At 57.4% G+C, this 19155-nt stretch carries 14 protein-coding genes and 1 CRISPR repeat array; of the genes, 4 read left to right on the top strand and 10 right to left on the bottom strand.

Annotation, left to right across the window (positions count from 1 at the left end; translation table 11 throughout):
• Positions 1–296: 296 nt before the first annotated feature.
• The 8 genes from ACWKX3_RS08375 to aqpZ all read right to left on the bottom strand — a co-directional run bounded on the left by ACWKX3_RS08375 (position 297) and on the right by aqpZ (position 12126).
• Positions 297–1310 (bottom strand): NAD-dependent epimerase/dehydratase family protein, encoded by a 1014-nt coding sequence (locus ACWKX3_RS08375; RefSeq protein ID WP_042320495.1) that lies wholly within the window; start codon positions 1308–1310, stop codon positions 297–299.
• Between the two features lie 92 nt (positions 1311–1402).
• Positions 1403–2839 (bottom strand): SDR family oxidoreductase, encoded by a 1437-nt coding sequence (locus ACWKX3_RS08370; protein WP_058609254.1) that lies wholly within the window; start codon positions 2837–2839, stop codon positions 1403–1405.
• Between the two features lie 14 nt (positions 2840–2853).
• On the bottom strand, positions 2854–3855 hold the full coding sequence (gene ltaE, locus ACWKX3_RS08365) for a low-specificity L-threonine aldolase (protein ID WP_454541585.1): 1002 nt from the start codon (positions 3853–3855) through the stop codon (positions 2854–2856).
• A gap of 38 nt (positions 3856–3893) precedes the next feature.
• On the bottom strand, positions 3894–5612 hold the full coding sequence (poxB, locus tag ACWKX3_RS08360; protein WP_454541584.1) for a ubiquinone-dependent pyruvate dehydrogenase: 1719 nt from the start codon (positions 5610–5612) through the stop codon (positions 3894–3896).
• A 277-nt stretch (positions 5613–5889) separates the two neighbouring features.
• Positions 5890–7419: a CRISPR direct-repeat array (repeat unit 28 nt; unit sequence GTTCACTGCCGTACAGGCAGCTTAGAAA).
• A 101-nt stretch (positions 7420–7520) separates the two neighbouring features.
• On the bottom strand, positions 7521–8489 hold the full coding sequence (gene hcr / locus ACWKX3_RS08355; RefSeq protein WP_088207585.1) for an NADH oxidoreductase: 969 nt from the start codon (positions 8487–8489) through the stop codon (positions 7521–7523).
• 10 nt (positions 8490–8499) lie between these two features.
• Positions 8500–10152: a hydroxylamine reductase gene (gene hcp, locus ACWKX3_RS08350; RefSeq protein ID WP_088207584.1), complete on the bottom strand. Its 1653-nt coding sequence runs from the start codon at positions 10150–10152 to the stop codon at positions 8500–8502.
• 143 nt (positions 10153–10295) lie between these two features.
• Positions 10296–11195 (bottom strand): lysine exporter LysO family protein, encoded by a 900-nt coding sequence (locus ACWKX3_RS08345; RefSeq protein ID WP_006174379.1) that lies wholly within the window; start codon positions 11193–11195, stop codon positions 10296–10298.
• A gap of 235 nt (positions 11196–11430) precedes the next feature.
• Positions 11431–12126 carry an aquaporin Z gene (gene aqpZ / locus ACWKX3_RS08340; RefSeq protein WP_088207582.1) on the bottom strand — a complete coding sequence of 232 codons (696 nt, stop codon included), beginning with the start codon at positions 12124–12126 and terminating at the stop codon, positions 11431–11433.
• Positions 12127–12426: 300 nt separating this feature from the next.
• Between aqpZ and ACWKX3_RS08335 the strand changes: the two genes are divergently transcribed.
• Entirely contained in the window at positions 12427–14085 is a 1659-nt protein-coding gene (locus ACWKX3_RS08335; protein ID WP_006174385.1) for an ATP-dependent endonuclease, read from the top strand.
• Here the strand turns inward: ACWKX3_RS08335 and ACWKX3_RS08330 are convergent.
• A complete protein-coding gene (locus ACWKX3_RS08330; protein ID WP_454541583.1) occupies positions 14082–15038 on the bottom strand; it encodes a VirK/YbjX family protein in 957 nt (318 codons plus the stop codon). The genes ACWKX3_RS08335 and ACWKX3_RS08330 overlap by 4 nt on opposite strands.
• A 160-nt stretch (positions 15039–15198) precedes the next feature.
• Between ACWKX3_RS08330 and macA the strand changes: the two genes are divergently transcribed.
• Both macA and macB read left to right on the top strand, forming a co-directional pair.
• Entirely contained in the window at positions 15199–16314 is a 1116-nt protein-coding gene (macA, locus tag ACWKX3_RS08325; RefSeq protein ID WP_006174387.1) for a macrolide transporter subunit MacA, read from the top strand.
• On the top strand, positions 16311–18251 hold the full coding sequence (gene macB, locus ACWKX3_RS08320; RefSeq protein WP_006174388.1) for a macrolide ABC transporter ATP-binding protein/permease MacB: 1941 nt from the start codon (positions 16311–16313) through the stop codon (positions 18249–18251). Before macA ends, macB begins: the two co-directional genes overlap by 4 nt.
• 70 nt (positions 18252–18321) lie before the next feature.
• Here macB and cspD read toward each other — a convergent pair whose 3' ends face one another.
• Positions 18322–18543, bottom strand: coding sequence for a cold shock-like protein CspD (cspD, locus tag ACWKX3_RS08315; protein ID WP_006174390.1), 222 nt, complete (start codon positions 18541–18543; stop codon positions 18322–18324).
• 267 nt (positions 18544–18810) lie between these two features.
• On the opposite strand from cspD, the gene clpS reads away from it, so the two are divergent.
• Positions 18811–19131, top strand: a complete 321-nt coding sequence (gene clpS, locus ACWKX3_RS08310) for an ATP-dependent Clp protease adapter ClpS (protein ID WP_006174393.1) — start codon at positions 18811–18813, stop codon at positions 19129–19131.
• Positions 19132–19155: the final 24 nt, after the last annotated feature.

Here is a 19155-nt window from a genome sequence, read left to right as displayed (position 1 = left end):
ATCAGGCCGCAATGCGCTGTATTTTGCCGGGTGGCGGCTTCGCCTTACCCGGCCTACGGGTACGTGCATGAGGGCAGGGGGGAGGGAATCAGGCCGCAATGCGCCGTATTTTGCCGGGTGGCGGCTTCGCCTTACCCGGCCTACGGGTTCGTGAATGAGGGCAGGGGTGAGGGCATCAGGCCGCAATGCGCTGTATTTTGCCGGGTGGCGGCTTCGCCTTACCCGGCCTACGGGTTCGTGCATGGGGGCTGGGGTGAGGGCATCAGGCCGCAATATGTGTATTTTGGCCTATCCGGCTAGCGGTGCAGTTTCCCGTGATCCCGTAGCCACGCCGCTGTACGCACAATCCCTTCATCCAGCGACACCACCGGCTTATAGCCCAGTTCACGCTCGGCGCGGGAAATATCCAGCGTAAAATCAAAGTTCAGCTTCGATACGCCATAGTGCGTCAGCGCCGGCTCTCTGGCCGATTTATTGCCAAAGCGTTCCATGCTGCGGGCGATCATATCCAGCATCGGATACGGCACCGAGCGAATGCGGCAGTGGATGTTTAGCTCATCGATCAGGCGCTGAACAATGCTGCGCAGCGTTTGCGGTTCGCCGTTGGTGATGTTATAGGCCCGGCCTGACACCAGCTTATCGCAGTCAGGCTGGCTGGCCAGCCACATGGCGTGGACGGCGTTTTCATAGTAGGTCATGTCTACCAGCGCATCGCCCCCGCGCGGGAGCAGCACGCTGCCATAGTGGTGCATCATCTGCGCCAGTCGCGGGATAAACACCTTGTCGTGCGGCCCGAAAAGGCTCTGCGGACGCAGGACGGTAAAGCGGGTATGCGGGTTTGACTGCGCCAGCAGGTCGATCACCTCTTCGCTGGCAGCCTTGCTGCGGGCAAATTCACAGGCAAAGCGCGCCGGACGGAAATCTTCCTGAATATGGCGGTGGTGATGATAATCAAAATAGAGTGACGGGGAAGAGATATGAATGAAGTTACGCACGCCCCAGGCGACGGCCCATTCACCCAGACGGCGCGTGGCGCGCACGTTGGCGAGGTCGAACGCTTCCTGCGTTCCCCACGGGGAGGTAAAACTGGAGCAGTGCCACAGCGTATCAATACCGGCCAGCATCACTTTGGCCTGAGAGGAGACCAGCTCCGTCAGGTCGGCATGGACAAATTCAGCGCCCATTTTTTGCAGCAGCTTGCCCATCGCTTCATTGCGACCGGTCGCCCTGACGCTGATGCCTTTGTTGCGCAGAAATTCGACCGCATTTCGGCCTAAGCCGCTGGTCGCCCCGGTCACCAGTACCTTCATATCAATCCACTGTGTTGAAAAGAATTTCGTGCGCATTCTTTCGTGAATTACGGTCGTATGCAATGGGAAACGTGAAAGAATAAGCGTTTTATTTAGATCTTTTCCCGCTTTGCTTCTGCAATTTGCGCAATGCGCTTCGCCATGCCGCGGAAGATAAACAGGTGCGCCGGGATCATAAACAGCCAGTAGAACAGCCCCGGCATACCGTGCGGATGCCACCAGGCACGGACGTCGAGTTCACGGCGATCGCCCTTGTCTTTCAGCGTAAAGCAGAGCCGCCCAAGCCCCGGCGCTTTCATGCCAAACAGCAGCGCCAGCTGCTTTTCAGGCTCAACGATAATCACCTTCCAGCTGTCGACCGTATCCCCCACCTTAAGCCAGGGATGCGCCGGGCGGCCTTTCGCCAGCCGATGACCGACCAGCAGATCCAGCGCGCCCCGCGTTTGCCAGAGAATATTGCCGAAGAAATAGCGCTCTTTGCCGCCAATCTGGTTGATGGTTTCCCACAGCGATGCCAGGCTCGCCTGGGTTGTGACGGTAAAGCCGGCCTGCTTCGGGTAGTAACCGTACTCGGGGCGCCAGCGGGCAAAGGCCTGCGCGTCGTAGCCCCAGTCGCTGGAGTTGACCAGCTTCTCTTCCTCTTTCAGGGTGTGGCGCACGGCGTCGTCAAAGCGGATCAGATCCTGCGGGATGAGGGCGCGTAGCGCGCGATCGTCGGCTAACAGATCGTGTTTCAGCCCCTGAATCAGCGCTTTCGCGGTGGTTGGCGGCACGGAGGTGATGACGTTTAAAAACCACACCGAGATCCAGCGGGTCGGGAAGGGGATCGGCACCAGCCAGCGGCGGCGTCCGCTTACGCGCATAAAATGCTCGAACTGCTCCTGATAGCTCAGCACCTCCGGGCCTGCGGCTTCCAGCACACGATGCTGCTCGCCCGGATGGTCCAGCAGTGCAACCAGATAGTGCAGCAGGTTCTCCAGCGCGATGGGGGTGGTGCGCGAGCGCACCCAGCGTGGCGGCGTCAGGATCGGAAGGTTATAGACCATGTCGCGCATCACTTCGAAGGCGGCAGAACCGGCACCGACGATGATCCCGGCGCGCAGTTCGGTGACCGGGATGGCGGCGCTGCGCAGGGTCTCTGCCGTCAGCTGGCGGGCGCGAAGATGGTCGGACTGCTCGCTTTCCGGGGCCTGCAGCGAGCTTAAAAAAATCACCTGTTTTACCGGCGTTTGCAGCAGGGCGTCGCGAACGTTCATCGCCACCTGGCGCTCGTGAGCGATGAAGTCGCCGCCTTCGCCCATGCTGTGAACCAGGTAATAAAGCGTATCGACCCCTTCCAGCAGCGCGGGCAGCTCTTTCGGCCAGGTCAGGTCGACGCTGTGGCAGGTGACGCCGGGCAGGTTTTGCTTTTGCAGGCGCTCAACGCTGCGTGCCACCGCCAGCACCTGATGCCCCTGCTGGCTTAACGCGACGGTCAGATGCTGGCCGATATAACCGCTGGCGCCGAGCACCAGAATACGTTGTGGCACGTTGCTCTCCTTAATTAACGCTGTAAAAACGCCTGCCAGTGTTTGACCACGTCCGTGAGCTGCTCGCGGTTGACGTCGAGATGCATGACCAGGCGTACCACCGGTGAGGCGTTGATCAGCACGCCACGCGCCTTCATAAATTCACCCAGCGCCGCAGCGTGCTCGCCGCCCACGCGGACAAACAGCATGTTAGTGTCGTGGCGCATGACGTCCGCGCCAATCTCACGCAGCTGTGCCGCCATCCACGCGGCGTTCTCGTGGTCGTCCTTCAGGCGTGCAACGTTGTTGTTCAGCGCATACAGCCCGGCTGCCGCCAGGATCCCGGCCTGGCGCATTCCGCCGCCGGTCATTTTGCGCCAGCGATTCGCACGCTTGATGTAATCCGCGCTGCCGACCAGCAGCGAGCCAACCGGCGTGCCTAATCCCTTCGAGAGGCAAATGGTGAACGAGTCACAATATTGAGTGATGGCTTTCAGCTCGCAGCCGTACTCGACCACCGCGTTGAAAATGCGCGCGCCGTCAACGTGCAGGCCCAGCCCGCGCTCGCGGGTAAATTCCCACGCCGCTTTCAGGTATTCGCGCGGCAGGACTTTGCCGTTATGGGTATTTTCGAGGCTCAGCAGCTTAGTACGGGCAAAGTGGATGTCGTCGGCTTTGATTTTCGCAGCGACTTTATCCAGGGGAAGGGAGCCGTCCGGCGCGGCGTCAATCGGCTGCGGCTGAATGCTGCCGAGCACCGCTGCGCCGCCGGCTTCGTACAGATAGTTATGCGCACCCTGGCCGACAATGTACTCTTCGCCGCGCTCGCAGTGGCTGAGCAGCGCCACCAGGTTGGCCTGGGTTCCGGTCGGCAGGAACAGCGCCGCCTCTTTACCGCTCAGCTCTGCGGCATAGCGCTGCAGTTCGTTAACCGTCGGATCATCACCGTAGACGTCATCCCCGACCGGGGCGACCATCATTGCATCAAGCATGGCGCGGCTCGGCCGGGTGACGGTATCACTGCGTAAATCAATCATCTCACATCCCTATAGTTAAAAAGGTAATGTGAGATGTTTTACCTGAGCCAGTTGGTTTTTGCCAGTTCCATCACCTCGTCACCGCGTCCGCTGATAATGGCGCGCAGCATATAGAGGCTAAAGCCTTTGGCCTGCTCCAGCTTGATCTCCGGTGGGATCGCCAGCTCGTCTTTGGCGACGACGACGTCCACCAGCACCGGACCGTCGATGGAGAACGCGCGCTGCAGGGCTTCATCAACCTCTGAGGCTTTCTCCACGCGGATGCCGGTGATGCCGCAGGCTTCGGCGATGCGGGCAAAGTTGGTGTCGTGCAGGTCGGTGCCGTCCGTCAGGTAGCCGCCAGCCTTCATCTCCATCGCCACGAAGCCCAGCACGCTGTTGTTGAAGACCACGATTTTGAGCGGGAGCTTCATTTGCACCACTGACAGGAAATCCCCCATCAGCATGCTAAAGCCGCCGTCGCCGCACATCGCCACCACCTGACGTTCCGGTGCGGTAGCCTTCGCGCCCAGCGCCTGCGGCATGGCGTTTGCCATCGAGCCGTGGTTGAACGAGCCGAGCAGGCGGCGTCTGCCGTTCATCTTCAGATAGCGTGCTGCCCAGACGGTCGGCGTGCCGACGTCGCAGGTGAAGATGGCGTCATCGTCCGCGAAGCGGCTGATCTGCTGAGCCAGATACTGCGGGTGAATTGCCTTGTCGCTTGGCTTCGCGAGGTCGTCCAGATCCTTGCGCGCATCGCGGTAGTCGCTCAGCGCTTTGTCGAGGAATTTACGGTCGGTTTTCTCTTCCAGAAGCGGCAGCAGGGCGCTAAGCGTGGACTTAATATCGCCTATCAGCGCCATATCGACCTTACAGTGCGACCCGATGCTGCCCGGGTTGATGTCAATCTGGATGATTTTTGCATCCGTCGGGTAAAACGCGCGGTACGGGAACTGGGTGCCGAGCAGCACCAGCGTATCGGCGTTCATCATGGTGTGAAAGCCGCCGGAAAAGCCGATCAGCCCGGTCATGCCGACGTCGAACGGGTTGTCGTACTCGACGTGCTCTTTGCCGCGCAGGGCGTGAACAATCGGCGCTTTAAGCTTTTCAGCAAACGCCAGCAGCTCCTGGTGCGCACCCGCACAGCCGCTGCCGCACATCAGGGCGATGTTGCTGGAGTAGCGCAGCAGTTGCGCCAGCTTTTTCAGCTCCTCTTCGGCAGGGGTGACCACCGGCTGCGGCGCGTGATACCAGTGGCTGCTGGCACCCTCCGGCGCGGCCTTGAGCGCCACGTCGCCAGGCAACACCACCACCGAAACGCCGCGGTTCAGCACGGCTTTGCGCATTGCAATCGCCAGCACCTGCGGGATCTGCTCCGGGGATGAAACCAGCTCACAGTAGTGGCTGCATTCACGGAACAGCTCCTGCGGATGCGTCTCCTGAAAATAGCCGCTGCCGATTTCGCTCGACGGGATATGGGCGGCAATCGCCAGCACCGGAACATGGTTACGGTGGCAGTCGAACAGGCCGTTAATAAGATGCAGGTTACCCGGCCCGCACGATCCCGCACAGACCGCCAGTTCACCCGTAAGCTGCGCTTCTGCGCCTGCGGCAAAGGCGGCAACCTCCTCATGGCGGGTCGGCATCCATTCGATGGTTTTCATCTTATTGAGGCTGTCGCTGAGTCCGTTCAGGGAATCGCCGGTGACGCCCCAGATACGTTTTACGCCAGCCTGTTCAAGGGTTTTCGCTATGTAAGCAGCCACGGTTTGTTTCATGGGTGTCCTTCTCCTTTTTGTGATATCGCTTACAAGCTTAGAAGAAAGTCGGCGCATTGCCCGTTAAATCCCCCGTTGCGCACAGCGATTTGCGGGAGCGTGGTGGGTGTTGTTCATGGGGAACTACCACACCAGTGCGGGTGAAAACCCTTTTTTTTAGAGCATGTGTAAGTTGTTGATTTTTCATGGAGCGGTGGAGGTGCCTGGAAAAAGGGTGTGCAGAAGAATGTGAGGGGATAAGATTTATTTTACAATGAGATAGGTGTAGATTGTGTGAGTTCACTGCCGTACAGGCAGCTTAGAAACCGATCCTCACGCCGACAATCAGTTTGTCGGGGTTCACTGCCGTACAGGCAGCTTAGAAAATTGACGGTTCGTTAGTCGTCATGATTGACTGGTTCACTGCCGTACAGGCAGCTTAGAAATGATTGCGCAGTGGTTCCAAGATGGCGAGCTAGTTCACTGCCGTACAGGCAGCTTAGAAAGCAGGCGGCAGGCCATGATGTAAGCCCGCAGGGTTCACTGCCGTACAGGCAGCTTAGAAATAAAACGTGGTTCTGGCAGGACGTCTACAGCCGTTCACTGCCGTACAGGCAGCTTAGAAAATTCCCGGCACCGCGTCGCCAACCAAGTCAGCGTTCACTGCCGTACAGGCAGCTTAGAAAAGCGATACCGCTATCCCCAGAATCGCTATCACGTTCACTGCCGTACAGGCAGCTTAGAAATTTAACTTACAACTACATTAACGGGACGTGGAGTTCACTGCCGTACAGGCAGCTTAGAAAGTGCGAGTGACATGTCGCCATCGGCCTTCGAAGTTCACTGCCGTACAGGCAGCTTAGAAATAGCATAGTATGCCCCGACTCGAGCGCGTGCAGGTTCACTGCCGTACAGGCAGCTTAGAAAAGTTCGTGGCAATCACCTGGCTGCGCGTCGAAGTTCACTGCCGTACAGGCAGCTTAGAAAAAAGGCACTGTTAAGCCCAACGGGTAGACCAAGTTCACTGCCGTACAGGCAGCTTAGAAAGAGTGACCGAGCAACATCGCCACTGCGATTTCGTTCACTGCCGTACAGGCAGCTTAGAAACCGTAAAGCCGTGAAGTACAGCGATTTCGAAGAGTTCACTGCCGTACAGGCAGCTTAGAAAGTTAGCGGCTTCTGCTGTTCTCATTCTCTTTTGTTCACTGCCGTACAGGCAACTTAGAAAATATTGCGATCCCTTTGTGAAAAGAGGAAAAAGTTCACTGCCGTACAGGCAGCTTAGAAAATTACGCCCTCCGCTGATAACGAGTCGGCCAGGTTCACTGCCGTACAGGCAGCTTAGAAATGTATCGCGAACAGTTACAGCCTCGGCTGGGAGTTCACTGCCGTACAGGCAGCTTAGAAAGCACACGTCTAGTTTGTGGGGACTTATGCTGGGTTCACTGCCGTACAGGCAGCTTAGAAAAGTAGCGGCAATTTCTGCGCGCACTTTATTGAGTTCACTGCCGTACAGGCAGCTTAGAAAGAAGAGAGGATCTCAGAGTCATATTTTTGGCCGTTCACTGCCGTACAGGCAGCTTAGAAATATGTTGTGCGCATCCCTACAGTTTGCTTTTGGTTCACTGCCGTACAGGCAGCTTAGAAAATCGAACGGGAAAACACTGGCCCCTTTAATATGTTCACTGCCGTACAGGCAGCTTAGAAAGGAGCCGGACATCGACTTTTCGGCAGTCTACGGTTCACTGCCGTACAGGCAGCTTAGAAACTGAAGACGGAGATCACGCCGTTCGAGTTGGCGTTCACTGCCCCACAAGCAGCTTATAAATCCCCACCACACTCCCCGTAGGTCGGGTAAACGCAGTGCCACCCGACAAAAAAGCCCGGTGGCGCTAACGCTTACCGGGCCTGTGAGCGAACCTTTACGTTTTATGCGAGGACAAGATCGCCCTGCGGATGACAGGAGCAGGCCAGCACGTAACCGTCGGCGATTTCTGCGTCCGTCAGCGTCATGGTGCTGCTCACGGTATATTCGCCGGAAACCACCTTCGTCTTACAGCAGCCGCACACGCCAGCGCGACAGGCCGCGACTACCGGCACCTTGTTGCTTTCCAGCGCTTCCAGCAGCGTGGTGCCCACGCGGCCAAAGAAGGTTTGCGCAGGTTGCAGCTTAGTGATCTTGATCCCGCTGGTTGCCGCTTCGGCGACAGGCGTGAAGAACTGCTCTTTAAAGAAGCGGGTCACACCCAGCGCTTTAACCTCTTTTTCCACGATATCCATGTACGGCGCAGGGCCGCAGGTCATCACGGTGCGGGAGGCAATATCCGGCACGCTTTGCAGCAATTCCCGGCTTAAACGACCAGAGACAAAACCGTGGGTAGCGTTATTTTCCGCTACCAGCGTGACCGGGTAGTTACGCCACTCCTCGGCAAAAATCACATCGTCTGGCGAGCGGACGCTGAAGATCACCTGCACGTCGGCCTGCGGGCGGTTTTTCGCCAGCCAGCGGCGCATTGACATTACGGGCGTCACGCCGCAGCCGGCGGCCAGCAGCAGGAATTTATCATCGGCTTTGTCGTCACAGGTAAACTCGCCCTGCGCGTCTGAAAGCCAGATGTAATCCCCACGCTTCACGTCGCGGGTCAGCCATTCGGAACCTGCACCCTCATCAATGCGACGGATGGTAAGCGTAATGTACTCGCTCACGCCCGGCGTGGAGGAGAGGGTGTAGGCGCGCAGGGTGTCCGCAGAGTTGCGGACACTGACCAGCGCATACTGACCTGCACGATACGGATAGTAGTCATGGCACAGCAGTGACAGCGTCCACACATCCGGCGTCTCCTGATGGATGTGATGAACCTGCATCCGCCACGGACATTGTGAGGTTGGCATGGTCATGAATCTCTCCTTACGCGCTCAGCAGCTCTTTCATATCTTCTTCAACGGTGGTCACGGAACGCAGACCAAATTTCTCGTTCAGCACGGCCAGCAGGTCCGGCGTCAGGAAGCCAGGCGCGGTCGGGCCGGTCACGATGTTGGTCACGCCCAGTGAGAGCAGGGTCAGCAGGATGACAATCGCTTTTTGCTCGAACCAGGAGAGCACCAGTGACAGCGGCAGGTCGTTCACGCCGCAGCCCAGTTTCTCTGCGAGTGTAACGGCCAGAATGATGGCTGAGTAGGCGTCGTTACACTGACCGGCATCGACCAGACGCGGCAGGCCTTCGATGTTGCCGAAGTCCAGCTTGTTGAAACGGTATTTCCCGCACGCCAGCGTCAGGATCAGGCAATCATCCGGTACGCTGGTGGCGAAATCGGTGAAGTAGTTACGCTCGCCGCGCGCGCCGTCACAGCCGCCAATCAGGAAGATGTGGCGCAGTTTTTCACGGCTCACCAGGTCGATGAGGGAATCCGCCGCACCCAGCAGGGTTTCGCGGCCAAAGCCCACGGTGATCAGGTGTTCAATTTCGCTGTAAGGGAAGCCAGCCATCTGCTGCGCCTGGGCGATAACCGGGCCGAAATCGTCGCCTTCGAGGTGGCTCACGCCCGGCCAGCCGACGATGCTGCGGGTCCAGATGCGGTCATCATACGCGCCCACGGTAGGGTCGATGATGCAGTTAGAGGTCATCACGATTGGGCCAGGGAAGCGGGCAAATTCAACCTGCTGGTTCTGCCAGCCGCTGCCGTAGTTCCCGACCAGGTGTTTGAATTTACGCAGCTCCGGGTAGCCGTGTGCAGGCAGCATTTCGCCGTGGGTATAGACGTTAACGCCGGTGCCTTCGGTTTGCTTCAGCAGGTTGTAGAGATCTTTCAGGTCATGCCCGGAGATCAGGATACATTTGCCTTCGGTCGCTTTAACGTTGACCTGGGTTGGCGTTGGGTGGCCGTAGGTGCTGGTTTCACCGGCATCCAGAATGCTCATCACCTTGAAGTTCATCTGGCCGATTTCCATTGAGCACTCCAGCAGAGCGTTCATGTCGGAAGGCCAGGTGCCGAGCCATGCCATGATTTTGTGGTACTGGGCATAGATGTCGTTGTCGTACTGGCCGAGAACGTGCGCATGTTCCATATAGGCCGCGGCACCTTTCAGACCGTACAGGCACAGCAGACGCAGGCCAAGAATGTTCTCGCCAATCGCCGCTTTGTCTTTGTTCGGGGTAAATTCCGCCGCCTGACGCTGCAGGTCGCCCAGGTCGTCGCTCACCAGCTGCAGCTCGGCCATTGGGTTATCCACGCGCGCGCTTGCGTCGGCGTTCAGGCATTGGGCCTTCAGCGCTTCACGCAGGGCAATGGCTTCGCGGGCATAGCCGACGATGCGAGGAGAATCAAAGTTAACGTTGGTCAGCGTGGAGAAAAATGCGCGTGGCGCGAAGCTGTCGACGTAGTGGTCGATAATACCGTATTCGCGGGCTTTGAATGCCCATGCGGAAAGCCCTTGCAGGGAAGCGATCAGCAGATCCTGCAGGTCTGACGTCTCGGCGGTTTTACCGCACATCCCCTGCGCCCAGGAGCAGCCATTGCCTGCCGGAGTACGGATGGTTTGTTCACATTGCACACAAAACATAATCACACCTGTTAAAGTTATATTTGATATACATGTTTAAGGTTATGCCTGTGCCACAGCGGAGAAAAGGGGTTTCTTCTACAAAATAGAGGGATATTGATTTAGCGCAATTTTGGCGGCCTGAATCGGCCGCCTCGTGACGATCAGGCGGAGAAAAAGGCCATCAAAACAGGGACCAGCAGGCTTAAAATAAACCCGTGTACGATGGCGGCAGGGACCATCTCAAGGCCACCTGAACGCTGCAGGACCGGCAGGGTGAAGTCCATCGACGTGGCACCGCACAGGCCGAGCGCGGTGGAGCGGCTGCGGCGCACCAGACCGGGGATCAGCATGATGGCAATCAGCTCGCGCGCCAGATCGTTAAAGAACGCCGCGCTGCCAATGACCGGGCCGAACGATTCGGTCAGCAGAATGCCGGAAAGCGAATACCAGCCAAACCCCGAGGCCATCGCCAGCCCGGTTTTCAGCGGCAGGCCAAGAATAAAGGCGTTAATGACGCCCGCCACCAGGGAACTGACCACCACGATCACCGCCACCATCATACCGCGACGATTAAGGACAATCTGTTTTAAGGTCATGCCGTTATTGCGCAGCTGAATGCCAATCAGGAACAGCAGGAAAATCAGGGTATATTCGCTGGCCTCGGTGGCATGCTGTAAAAAAGACCATCCGGTCAGTCCCAGCAGAAAACCCAATACCACGACACCGCATAATTTTAACGATTCGAGCGCCATGGCAATACGGGACGGCAATTTTTCCTGATGGTGGGTATTTTTCCATGGAATAGATCGTTCCAGCCAGAAGAGGGCGGCAATATTACAGGCTAAAATAACCACTGCCGTCACAGCAGAATAATGCAGGATGGAAAGTAAATTGGTCGCCAGGTTATCCAGGAACGCCAGGCTGATCCCCATAAAGAAAAGAATAACGTAGACAATCCAGCTGAGAAAACGGTTGATGAGCCTTAAGGCTGATTCACGACGCAGCGGAATGAGGTAGCCCACAATCAGGGGCAGAAGAATGATGAGGAGTCCTGAAAACATGAACAGCCGGTCCTTATGGGGTATTTGTTAAGCGCCAAAGACACTACCCAATAACGGCTGCCCAGTAAAGCCACAAAAATAAACCGGGTGGGACCCGTAGGCCGGGTAAGACGAAGCCGCCACCCGGCACAATACCGCGCGTTGCAGTCTGATTCCCTCACCCCAGCCCTCTCCCACGGGGAGAGGGAGAAAACACGCATTCTCTGCCACAGGGAGAGGGAGAAAGAGAAAAACGTTAATCGCGTTTTTCCAGCAGGGTGCGGTAGAGCAGGCCGCCCAGAATACCGCCGACGATCGGCATCACCCAGAACAGCCACAGCTGCTCAAGCGCCCAGCCGCCCTGGAAAATGGCGACCGCGGTGCTGCGCGCCGGGTTAACGGATGTGTTAGTGACGGGAATGGAGATCAGGTGGATAAGCGTCAACGCCAGGCCAATGGCAATGGGGGCAAAACCTGCGGGCGCGTGTTTATCCGTTGCGCCGTGGATCACCAGCAGGAAGCCTGCGGTAAGGACAATCTCAATCACAATTGCAGACAGCATAGAGAAGCCGCCTGGCGAGTGCGCACCATAGCCGTTAGAGGCGAAACCGCTGGCTGCGGCGTCAAAGCCCGCTTTACCGCTGGCAACAACGTACAGCACTGCGGCGGCAATAATACCGCCCACAACCTGAGCAATAATATAACCAAGGATATCTTTCGCCGGGAAACGACCGCCTGCCCATAAACCTAAGGTTACCGCCGGGTTAAAATGACCGCCGGAAATAGGGCCGACGGCATAGGCCATGGTTAATACGGTCAAACCAAAAGCCAGCGCCACACCGACAAAACCAATGCCTAATTCCGGAAATGCGGCTGCAAGAACGGCGCTACCGCAGCCACCAAACACCAGCCAGAATGTACCAAAACATTCTGCCGCCAATTTTCTAAACATAACCACCTCAAATAATAAACTACCGCACACGTATTGCCGCGCGCGGGGGATATCGTCAAAAAAGGATGACGATTTAAAGAGCCGCTATTTTAAAAACCCATTCCATACCTTCGCCACTCAAATAAATTCGTTTAATTTGATTTAAGGCAAGGTGTTGTGAATCCTTGCTTCAGATTGACCTTACACAGGCAATGGGTATTTCTTGACAAGACTATTCATATCTTGCGGTGTTCCGAAAGCGTGCATCCCGCTATACTGCTGATAACTTGAAGGAAAAAGTGGCCATCTCGCGGGGGATTTATGCTTCTCGAACGTGTGGAAATTGTCGGGTTTCGCGGTATTAACCGTTTGTCGCTGCAGCTTGAGCAGAACAACGTCCTGATCGGTGAGAACGCCTGGGGTAAATCCAGCCTGCTGGACGCGCTGACGCTGCTGCTTTCGCCTGAAGAAAAGCTCTACCATTTTGTTCATGATGACTTCTGGTTCCCGCCGGGCGATGTGACAGGCCGCGAGAAACACCTGCATATTATTCTGACCTTCCGTGAGTCCGAGCCGGGGCGGCATCGCGTGCGCAGGTTCCGCCCCATGTCGCCCTGCTGGGTACCGTGCGCCGATGACTATCACCGCATTTTCTATCGTCTGGAAGGGGAGCTGGCCGGGACGGACAGCGTGTTAACCCTGCGCGAATTTCTGGATGAGAAAGGCAACCCCATTCCCCTGGAGAATATTGACGAACTTGCCCGCCATCTGAACCGGCTGATGCCCGTGCTCCGGTTGCGCGACGCGCGTTTTATGCGCCGTATCCGCAACGGCACGGTTCCGGATATGCCGGACGTTGAAGTCACCGCCCGCGAGCTGGATTTTCTGGCGCGCGAGCTGGTCTCCCGGCCACAGAATCTTACCGACGGGCAGATCCGCCAGGGGCTTTCGGCCATGGTACAGCTGCTGGAGCACTATTTCTCCGAGCAGGGGATGTCGCCTTCCCGCCACCGGCTGATGCGCCGCCGCTCCCACGATGAACAACGCAGCTGGCGCTACCTGGATATCATCAACCGGATGATCGACAGGCCCGGCGGGCGCACGCATCGGGTTATTCTGCTGGGGCTGTTCTCAACGCTGCTGCAGGCGAAAGGCACCGTCCGTCTGGACCGCGATGCGCGGCCGCTGCTGCTGGTGGAAGACCCCGAAACCCGTCTGCATCCGATCATGCTCTCTGTAGCGTGGCATCTGCTCAATTTGCTGCCTCTCCAGCGCATCACGACCACCAACTCCGGGGAGCTGCTCTCCCTTACGCCGGTCGAATACGTCTGTCGCCTGGTGCGCGAGTCATCCCGCGTCTCCGCTTACCGGCTGGGGCCGGGCGGCTTAAATGCCGAGGACGGGCGGCGCATTGCCTTTCATATCCGCTTTAATCGCGCCTCCTCGCTTTTTGCGCGCTGCTGGCTGCTGGTGGAAGGGGAAACGGAGACCTGGGTGATCAACGAGCTGGCGCGCCAGTGCGGTCATCATTTTGATGCCGAAGGGATCAAGGTGATTGAGTTTGCCCAGTCCGGGTTAAAACCGCTCATTAAATTTGCCCGCCGGATGGGCATTCAGTGGCATGTGCTGGTAGACGGTGACGAGGCGGGGAAAAAGTACGCCTCCACCGTGCGCAGCTTGCTGAACAATGACCGGGAAGAAGAGCGCGATCATCTGACCACGCTGCCCGCGATGGACATGGAACACTTTATGTATCGTCAGGGTTTCGATGATGTGTTTCACCGCGTGGCCATGGTGCCGGTGGATGTCCCGATGAATATGCGTCGGGTCATCGCCAAAGCCATTCACCGTTCGTCAAAACCGGATCTGGCGATTGAGGTGGCAACGGAAGCGGGAAGACGCGGCGTGGAGTCGGTGCCGACGCTGCTGCGCAAAATGTTCTCCCGCGTGCTGTGGCTGGCACGCGGGAGAGCGGATTAACTGCGGCTGGCCTGGGCCACCTGGGCGATCAGGCTGTCGAGCAGTTCATAGCGGCGGCGGTATTCTGAGCGTTTTTTGCTCGCTATCTCTTCCATTGGTTTGCGCGGCATGGTCAGCGGCAGGGCAAAATTGCCGTCGTCCTGCGGTTGGCCGCCAATCGAGCGCCAGAAGCTGTCGTAATCGGCCAGCAGTTTTCCCTCTTTTTTCTTGCGGTAGCGCCAGCTGCGATAGATATGGGTGGCGTTACTCACCGCGATAATCTGCTCTACCGGGAAGGCCGCGCCAAGCGTCATGGCCGCTTCCACCAGCAGGCGTTTCGGGAATAACCCGTGGCAGGCTTTGGTCGCACCCTGAATCAGCTCGTGCGGGACGTGCGCTTTGGCGCCCTGAAGCCCGCCAATAAAGAGGGTGGATTTTCCGTTAAACTCGCATAACGTGAAGGTCATCTCGGCCAGCACGGTATGTTGATGGTCGCAAAAGGCGAGAGTCGCTTCGCCTTCTTTATCCAGAAACGCGTCTGCGCACAGGCGAACGGTAAACTGCTGTTCATCTTTACCGGTTAAGGTCAGCAGCGTCACACCCTGATTTGACAGATAACCGTTGAGCAGCGCAGCAGGAAGATGACGACTCATGGCCTGATAGTGCCAGTTAATTGACGCCAGCGCGCGTGCGCGGTCCATATTGACGGTCAGCCACGGGCGATGCAGGCGGCACGGCAGGCCGGGCTGTACCCGAAGCATTTGCATAAGACGCGGTTGCTTTGCCAGGTCTGCCAGCAGCCGGGCGGTGCTGAAAGGCGTGGTCAGCGAACGTAACAGGAATTTACGCCGATAGGCCGGGTTTTGCCACGCCAGGCCCGGAGTGAGGGTACCGCGCGCCAGGCATTTGAAAAGCTGCCAGCCGGATTTGGGTTGTGGCAGGTGTGAATAAGGTGTATCGACGATGGAAGACATGATAGATCCTGCTTCTTAGGGAATAGCGCTATTTCAGCAGGGGATTTATCAACATCTCGTCAACAAATTCCGACGTTGTCAGGAAAGAGGGGGTTTCGTTGACGAGTGGTTTAGATAGAATCAGCAGTTATGATTGCCAGAACATTTATTTGGAATATTTATGAACCTCAAGGGAAAACGCGGAAAACTGTTTCTGCTGTTGGCGGTAGTGGTATTAGCGGGTGGATTCTGGCTATGGCAGGTGCTTAACGCGCCTGTACCTCAGTATCAAACGTTGATCGTTCGTCCAGGCGAGCTGCAACAAAACGTGCTGGCGACGGGCAAGCTCGATGCCCTGCGCAAAGTTGACGTCGGCGCGCAGGTTAGCGGCCAGCTGAAAACGCTGTCGGTCGAGATTGGCGATAAGGTCAAGAAAGGCCAGCTTCTGGGGGTAATTGACCCGGAGCAGGCAGAAAACCAGATCCGTGAAGTGGAAGCCACACTGATGGAGCTGCGCGCCCAGCGTAGCCAGGCGCTGGCCGAGCGCAATCTTGCGCAGGTCACGCTGACGCGCCAGCAGGCGCTGGCAAAAACGCAGGCGATCTCAAAGCAGGATCTGGACACGGCGGCCACCGAGCTGGCGGTAAAACAGGCGCAGATCGGCACCATCGACGCGCAGATCAAACGCAACCAGGCCTCGCTGGATACGGCGAAAACCAACCTCGACTACACCAAAATCGTCGCGCCAATGGCCGGCGAAGTGACCCAGATCACCACGCTCCAGGGGCAAACGGTGATTGCGGCGCAACAGGCACCGAACATTCTGACGCTGGCGGATATGAGCACGATGCTGGTCAAAGCACAGGTGTCCGAGGCGGATGTGATCCATCTTAAGCCGGGTCAAAAAGCCTGGTTCACGGTGCTGGGCGACCCGCAGACCCGCTATGAAGGGGTGTTGAAAGATATCCTGCCGACGCCTGAAAAGGTTAACGACGCTATCTTCTACTACGCCCGTTTCGAGGTGCCGAACCCGCAGGGCGTTCTGCGTCTGGACATGACCGCCCAGGTGCATATCCAGCTGACCGCCGTGAAAAACGTGCTGACCGTTCCGCTCTCTGCGTTGGGTGAAGCGGCAGGCGACCGCCGCTATAAGGTTAAAGTACTGCGCAACGGCGAGACCCGCGAGCGTGAGGTCACAATCGGCGCGCGTAACGATACCGACGTGGTGATCGAGAAAGGGCTGGAAGAGGGCGAAGAGGTGGTCATCAGCGAAAGTTTACCCGGAGCCGCTAAATGACGGCGCTGCTTGAGCTGAATGATATTCGTCGCAGCTATCCTTCCGGAGACGGGCCGGTGGAGGTGCTCAAGGGCATCTCCCTGCGCGTTGAAGCGGGCGAGATGGTGGCGATTGTGGGGGCCTCCGGCTCCGGCAAATCCACGCTGATGAACATCCTCGGGTGTCTGGATAAGCCGACCAGCGGCACCTATCGGGTAGCCGGGACGGACGTCTCGACGCTGGACAGCGACGCGCTGGCGAAGCTGCGTCGGGAACACTTCGGGTTTATCTTCCAGCGCTATCATCTGCTGTCGCACCTGAGTGCGGCGCAAAACGTGGAAGTGCCTGCCGTCTATGCGGGTGTGGAACGCAAAAAACGCCTGGAGCGTGCGAAGGCGCTGCTCACGCGGCTGGGGCTGGCGGAGCGTGTGGACTATCAGCCGTCGCAGCTATCCGGGGGCCAACAGCAGCGCGTGAGTATCGCACGCGCCCTGATGAACGGCGGGCAGGTGATCCTCGCGGATGAACCCACCGGGGCGCTCGACAGCCATTCCGGTGAAGAGGTGATGGCGATCCTCCACCAGCTGCGCGATCAGGGGCATACGGTGATTATCGTTACCCACGATCCGCAGGTGGCGGCGCAGGCGGAGCGGATTATTGAGATCCACGACGGCGAGCTGGTCAGCAATCCGCCGCCGCGTGCGTCCAGAGCGGCCGCGCCGAAAGAAGCGCTGCCTGTTTCAACGGGCTGGGGACAGTTCTCCAGCGGATTTCGCGAGGCGCTGACCATGGCCTGGCTGGCGATGGCGGCCAATAAGATGCGCACATTGCTGACCATGCTCGGTATCATCATCGGCATCGCCTCGGTGGTGTCGATTGTGGTGGTGGGAGATGCCGCCAAGCAGCTGGTGCTGGCGGATATCCGCGCGATTGGCACCAACACCATTGATGTCTATCCCGGCAAGGATTTTGGTGACGACGAGCCGCAGAATCAGCAGGCGCTGAAATATGACGACCTGGCGGCGCTCCAGAAGCAGCCGTGGGTTAACTCGGCGACGCCTGCAGTATCGCAGAACCTGCGTTTGCGCTACGGCAACATTGACGTCGCGGCCAGCGCAAACGGCGTGAGCGGGGACTATTTCAACGTCTACGGCATGACCTTCAGCGAGGGCGCAACCTTTAATGCCGAACAGCTGGCGGGCAGGGCGCAGGTGGTGGTGCTGGATGCCAACTCGCGCAAGCAGCTGTTCCCGGATAAGGCCAGCGTGGTGGGCGAAGTGATCCTCGTCGGAAATATGCCGGCCACGGTCATCGGCGTGGCAGAAGAAAAGCAGTCTATGTTTGGCAGCAGCAAGATCCTGCGCGTCTGGCTGCCCTACAGCACCATTTCCGGGCGCATTATGGGACAGTCGTGGCTTAACTCCATCACCGTTCGTGTGAACGAGGGCTACGACAGCGCGCTTGCTGAGCAGCAGATTGAGCGGCTGTTAACTTTGCGCCACGGGAAGAAAGATTTCTTCACCTGGAACATGGACGGGATCTTGAAAACGGCAGAAAAGACCACACGTACTCTACAGATGTTCCTGACGCTGGTGGCGGTGATCTCTTTAGTCGTCGGCGGTATTGGGGTGATGAATATCATGCTGGTGTCGGTCACGGAGCGTACGCGCGAGATTGGCATCCGTATGGCGGTGGGTGCCCGCGCCAGTGACGTGTTGCAGCAGTTTTTGATTGAGGCGGTGCTGGTGTGTCTGGTGGGCGGCGCGATGGGCATTGCGCTGTCGATGATGATTGCTTTCGCGCTCCAGCTCTTTTTACCCGGCTGGGAGATTGGTTTTTCGCCGCTGGCAATTCTCACCGCGTTTTTGTGCTCAACCTTTACCGGCATCCTGTTCGGCTGGCTACCGGCACGCAATGCGGCGCGGCTCGATCCGGTGGATGCCCTGGCGCGGGAATAACCCGAAAATAAAAATGCCAGCCGATCGGGCTGGCATTTTGTCTGCAGGGTGTACACAATGAAACTAAGCGCTATGCAACCGCTTCAGCTTCTACGGGCACGATAAGACTGGCGTGATTGCCTTTTGGCCCCTGGTGTACATCGAACCGAACGGATTGCCCGGCTTTGAGCGTCCTGTAACCATCCATCTGAATGGTGGAATAGTGAGCGAAGATATCTTCGCCGCCGCCTTCAGGGCAGATGAAGCCAAACCCTTTGGCGTTGTTGAACCACTTAACAGTACCCATTTCCATGCTTCGACATCCTTCGTAAATCTTATAAATTAAGATGGAATGAACCGGTGGTGGAGTGGGGGCTGTTCAAAACCTCGCCAACTCACGCTTGTACAATTTAGATAAACGAAAGAAGCCGTCAAGCGTTTGGCGCTGGAGTTGGGACAATAATCAACCAAAATTTGAGGCAGTTAACGCTATTGCAGCGGTTTGTGACAGACATCGCGGATGACAGTAATAGATGATTGTTATCTAACTTCTGAGGTAGATTCAACGTGGTTATGCAAAATGGGTAAGACCAACGATTGGCTGGATTTTGACCAGCTGGCGGAAGATAAAGTGCGCGACGCGCTAAAACCGCCATCTATGTATAAAGTTATGTTAATGAACGATGATTACACGCCGATGGAATTTGTTATTGACGTGCTACAAAAGTTCTTTTCTTATGATGTAGAACGTGCAACGCAACTGATGCTTACCGTTCATTATCGAGGCAAAGCCATCTGCGGCATCTTTACGGCAGAAGTGGCGGAAACCAAAGTGGCGATGGTGAACGATTATGCGAGGGAGAACGAGCATCCGTTGCTGTGTACGCTGGAAAAAGCCTGATAAGGCATAAAATTGGGGGAGGTG

It is taken from the genome of Enterobacter sp. UPMP2052 (genome assembly GCF_053709675.1).
This window is presented reverse-complemented; position numbering and strand designations above follow the sequence as displayed.

What these genes read in the sequence shown, in the direction of transcription:
- ltaE (WP_454541585.1), bottom strand. Translation starts at nt 3,855, where the DNA reads ATGATTGATTTACGCAGTGATACCGTCACCCGGCCGAGCCGCGCCATG.
- macB (WP_006174388.1), top strand. Translation starts at nt 16,311, where the DNA reads ATGACGGCGCTGCTTGAGCTGAATGATATTCGTCGCAGCTATCCTTCC.
- clpS (WP_006174393.1), top strand. Translation starts at nt 18,811, where the DNA reads ATGGGTAAGACCAACGATTGGCTGGATTTTGACCAGCTGGCGGAAGAT.
- cspD (WP_006174390.1), bottom strand. Translation starts at nt 18,543, where the DNA reads ATGGAAATGGGTACTGTTAAGTGGTTCAACAACGCCAAAGGGTTTGGC.
- hcp (WP_088207584.1), bottom strand. Translation starts at nt 10,152, where the DNA reads ATGTTTTGTGTGCAATGTGAACAAACCATCCGTACTCCGGCAGGCAAT.
- aqpZ (WP_088207582.1), bottom strand. Translation starts at nt 12,126, where the DNA reads ATGTTTAGAAAATTGGCGGCAGAATGTTTTGGTACATTCTGGCTGGTG.
- ACWKX3_RS08375 (WP_042320495.1), bottom strand. Translation starts at nt 1,310, where the DNA reads ATGAAGGTACTGGTGACCGGGGCGACCAGCGGCTTAGGCCGAAATGCG.
- ACWKX3_RS08330 (WP_454541583.1), bottom strand. Translation starts at nt 15,038, where the DNA reads ATGTCTTCCATCGTCGATACACCTTATTCACACCTGCCACAACCCAAA.
- poxB (WP_454541584.1), bottom strand. Translation starts at nt 5,612, where the DNA reads ATGAAACAAACCGTGGCTGCTTACATAGCGAAAACCCTTGAACAGGCT.
- ACWKX3_RS08335 (WP_006174385.1), top strand. Translation starts at nt 12,427, where the DNA reads ATGCTTCTCGAACGTGTGGAAATTGTCGGGTTTCGCGGTATTAACCGT.
- ACWKX3_RS08345 (WP_006174379.1), bottom strand. Translation starts at nt 11,195, where the DNA reads ATGTTTTCAGGACTCCTCATCATTCTTCTGCCCCTGATTGTGGGCTAC.
- macA (WP_006174387.1), top strand. Translation starts at nt 15,199, where the DNA reads ATGAACCTCAAGGGAAAACGCGGAAAACTGTTTCTGCTGTTGGCGGTA.
- hcr (WP_088207585.1), bottom strand. Translation starts at nt 8,489, where the DNA reads ATGACCATGCCAACCTCACAATGTCCGTGGCGGATGCAGGTTCATCAC.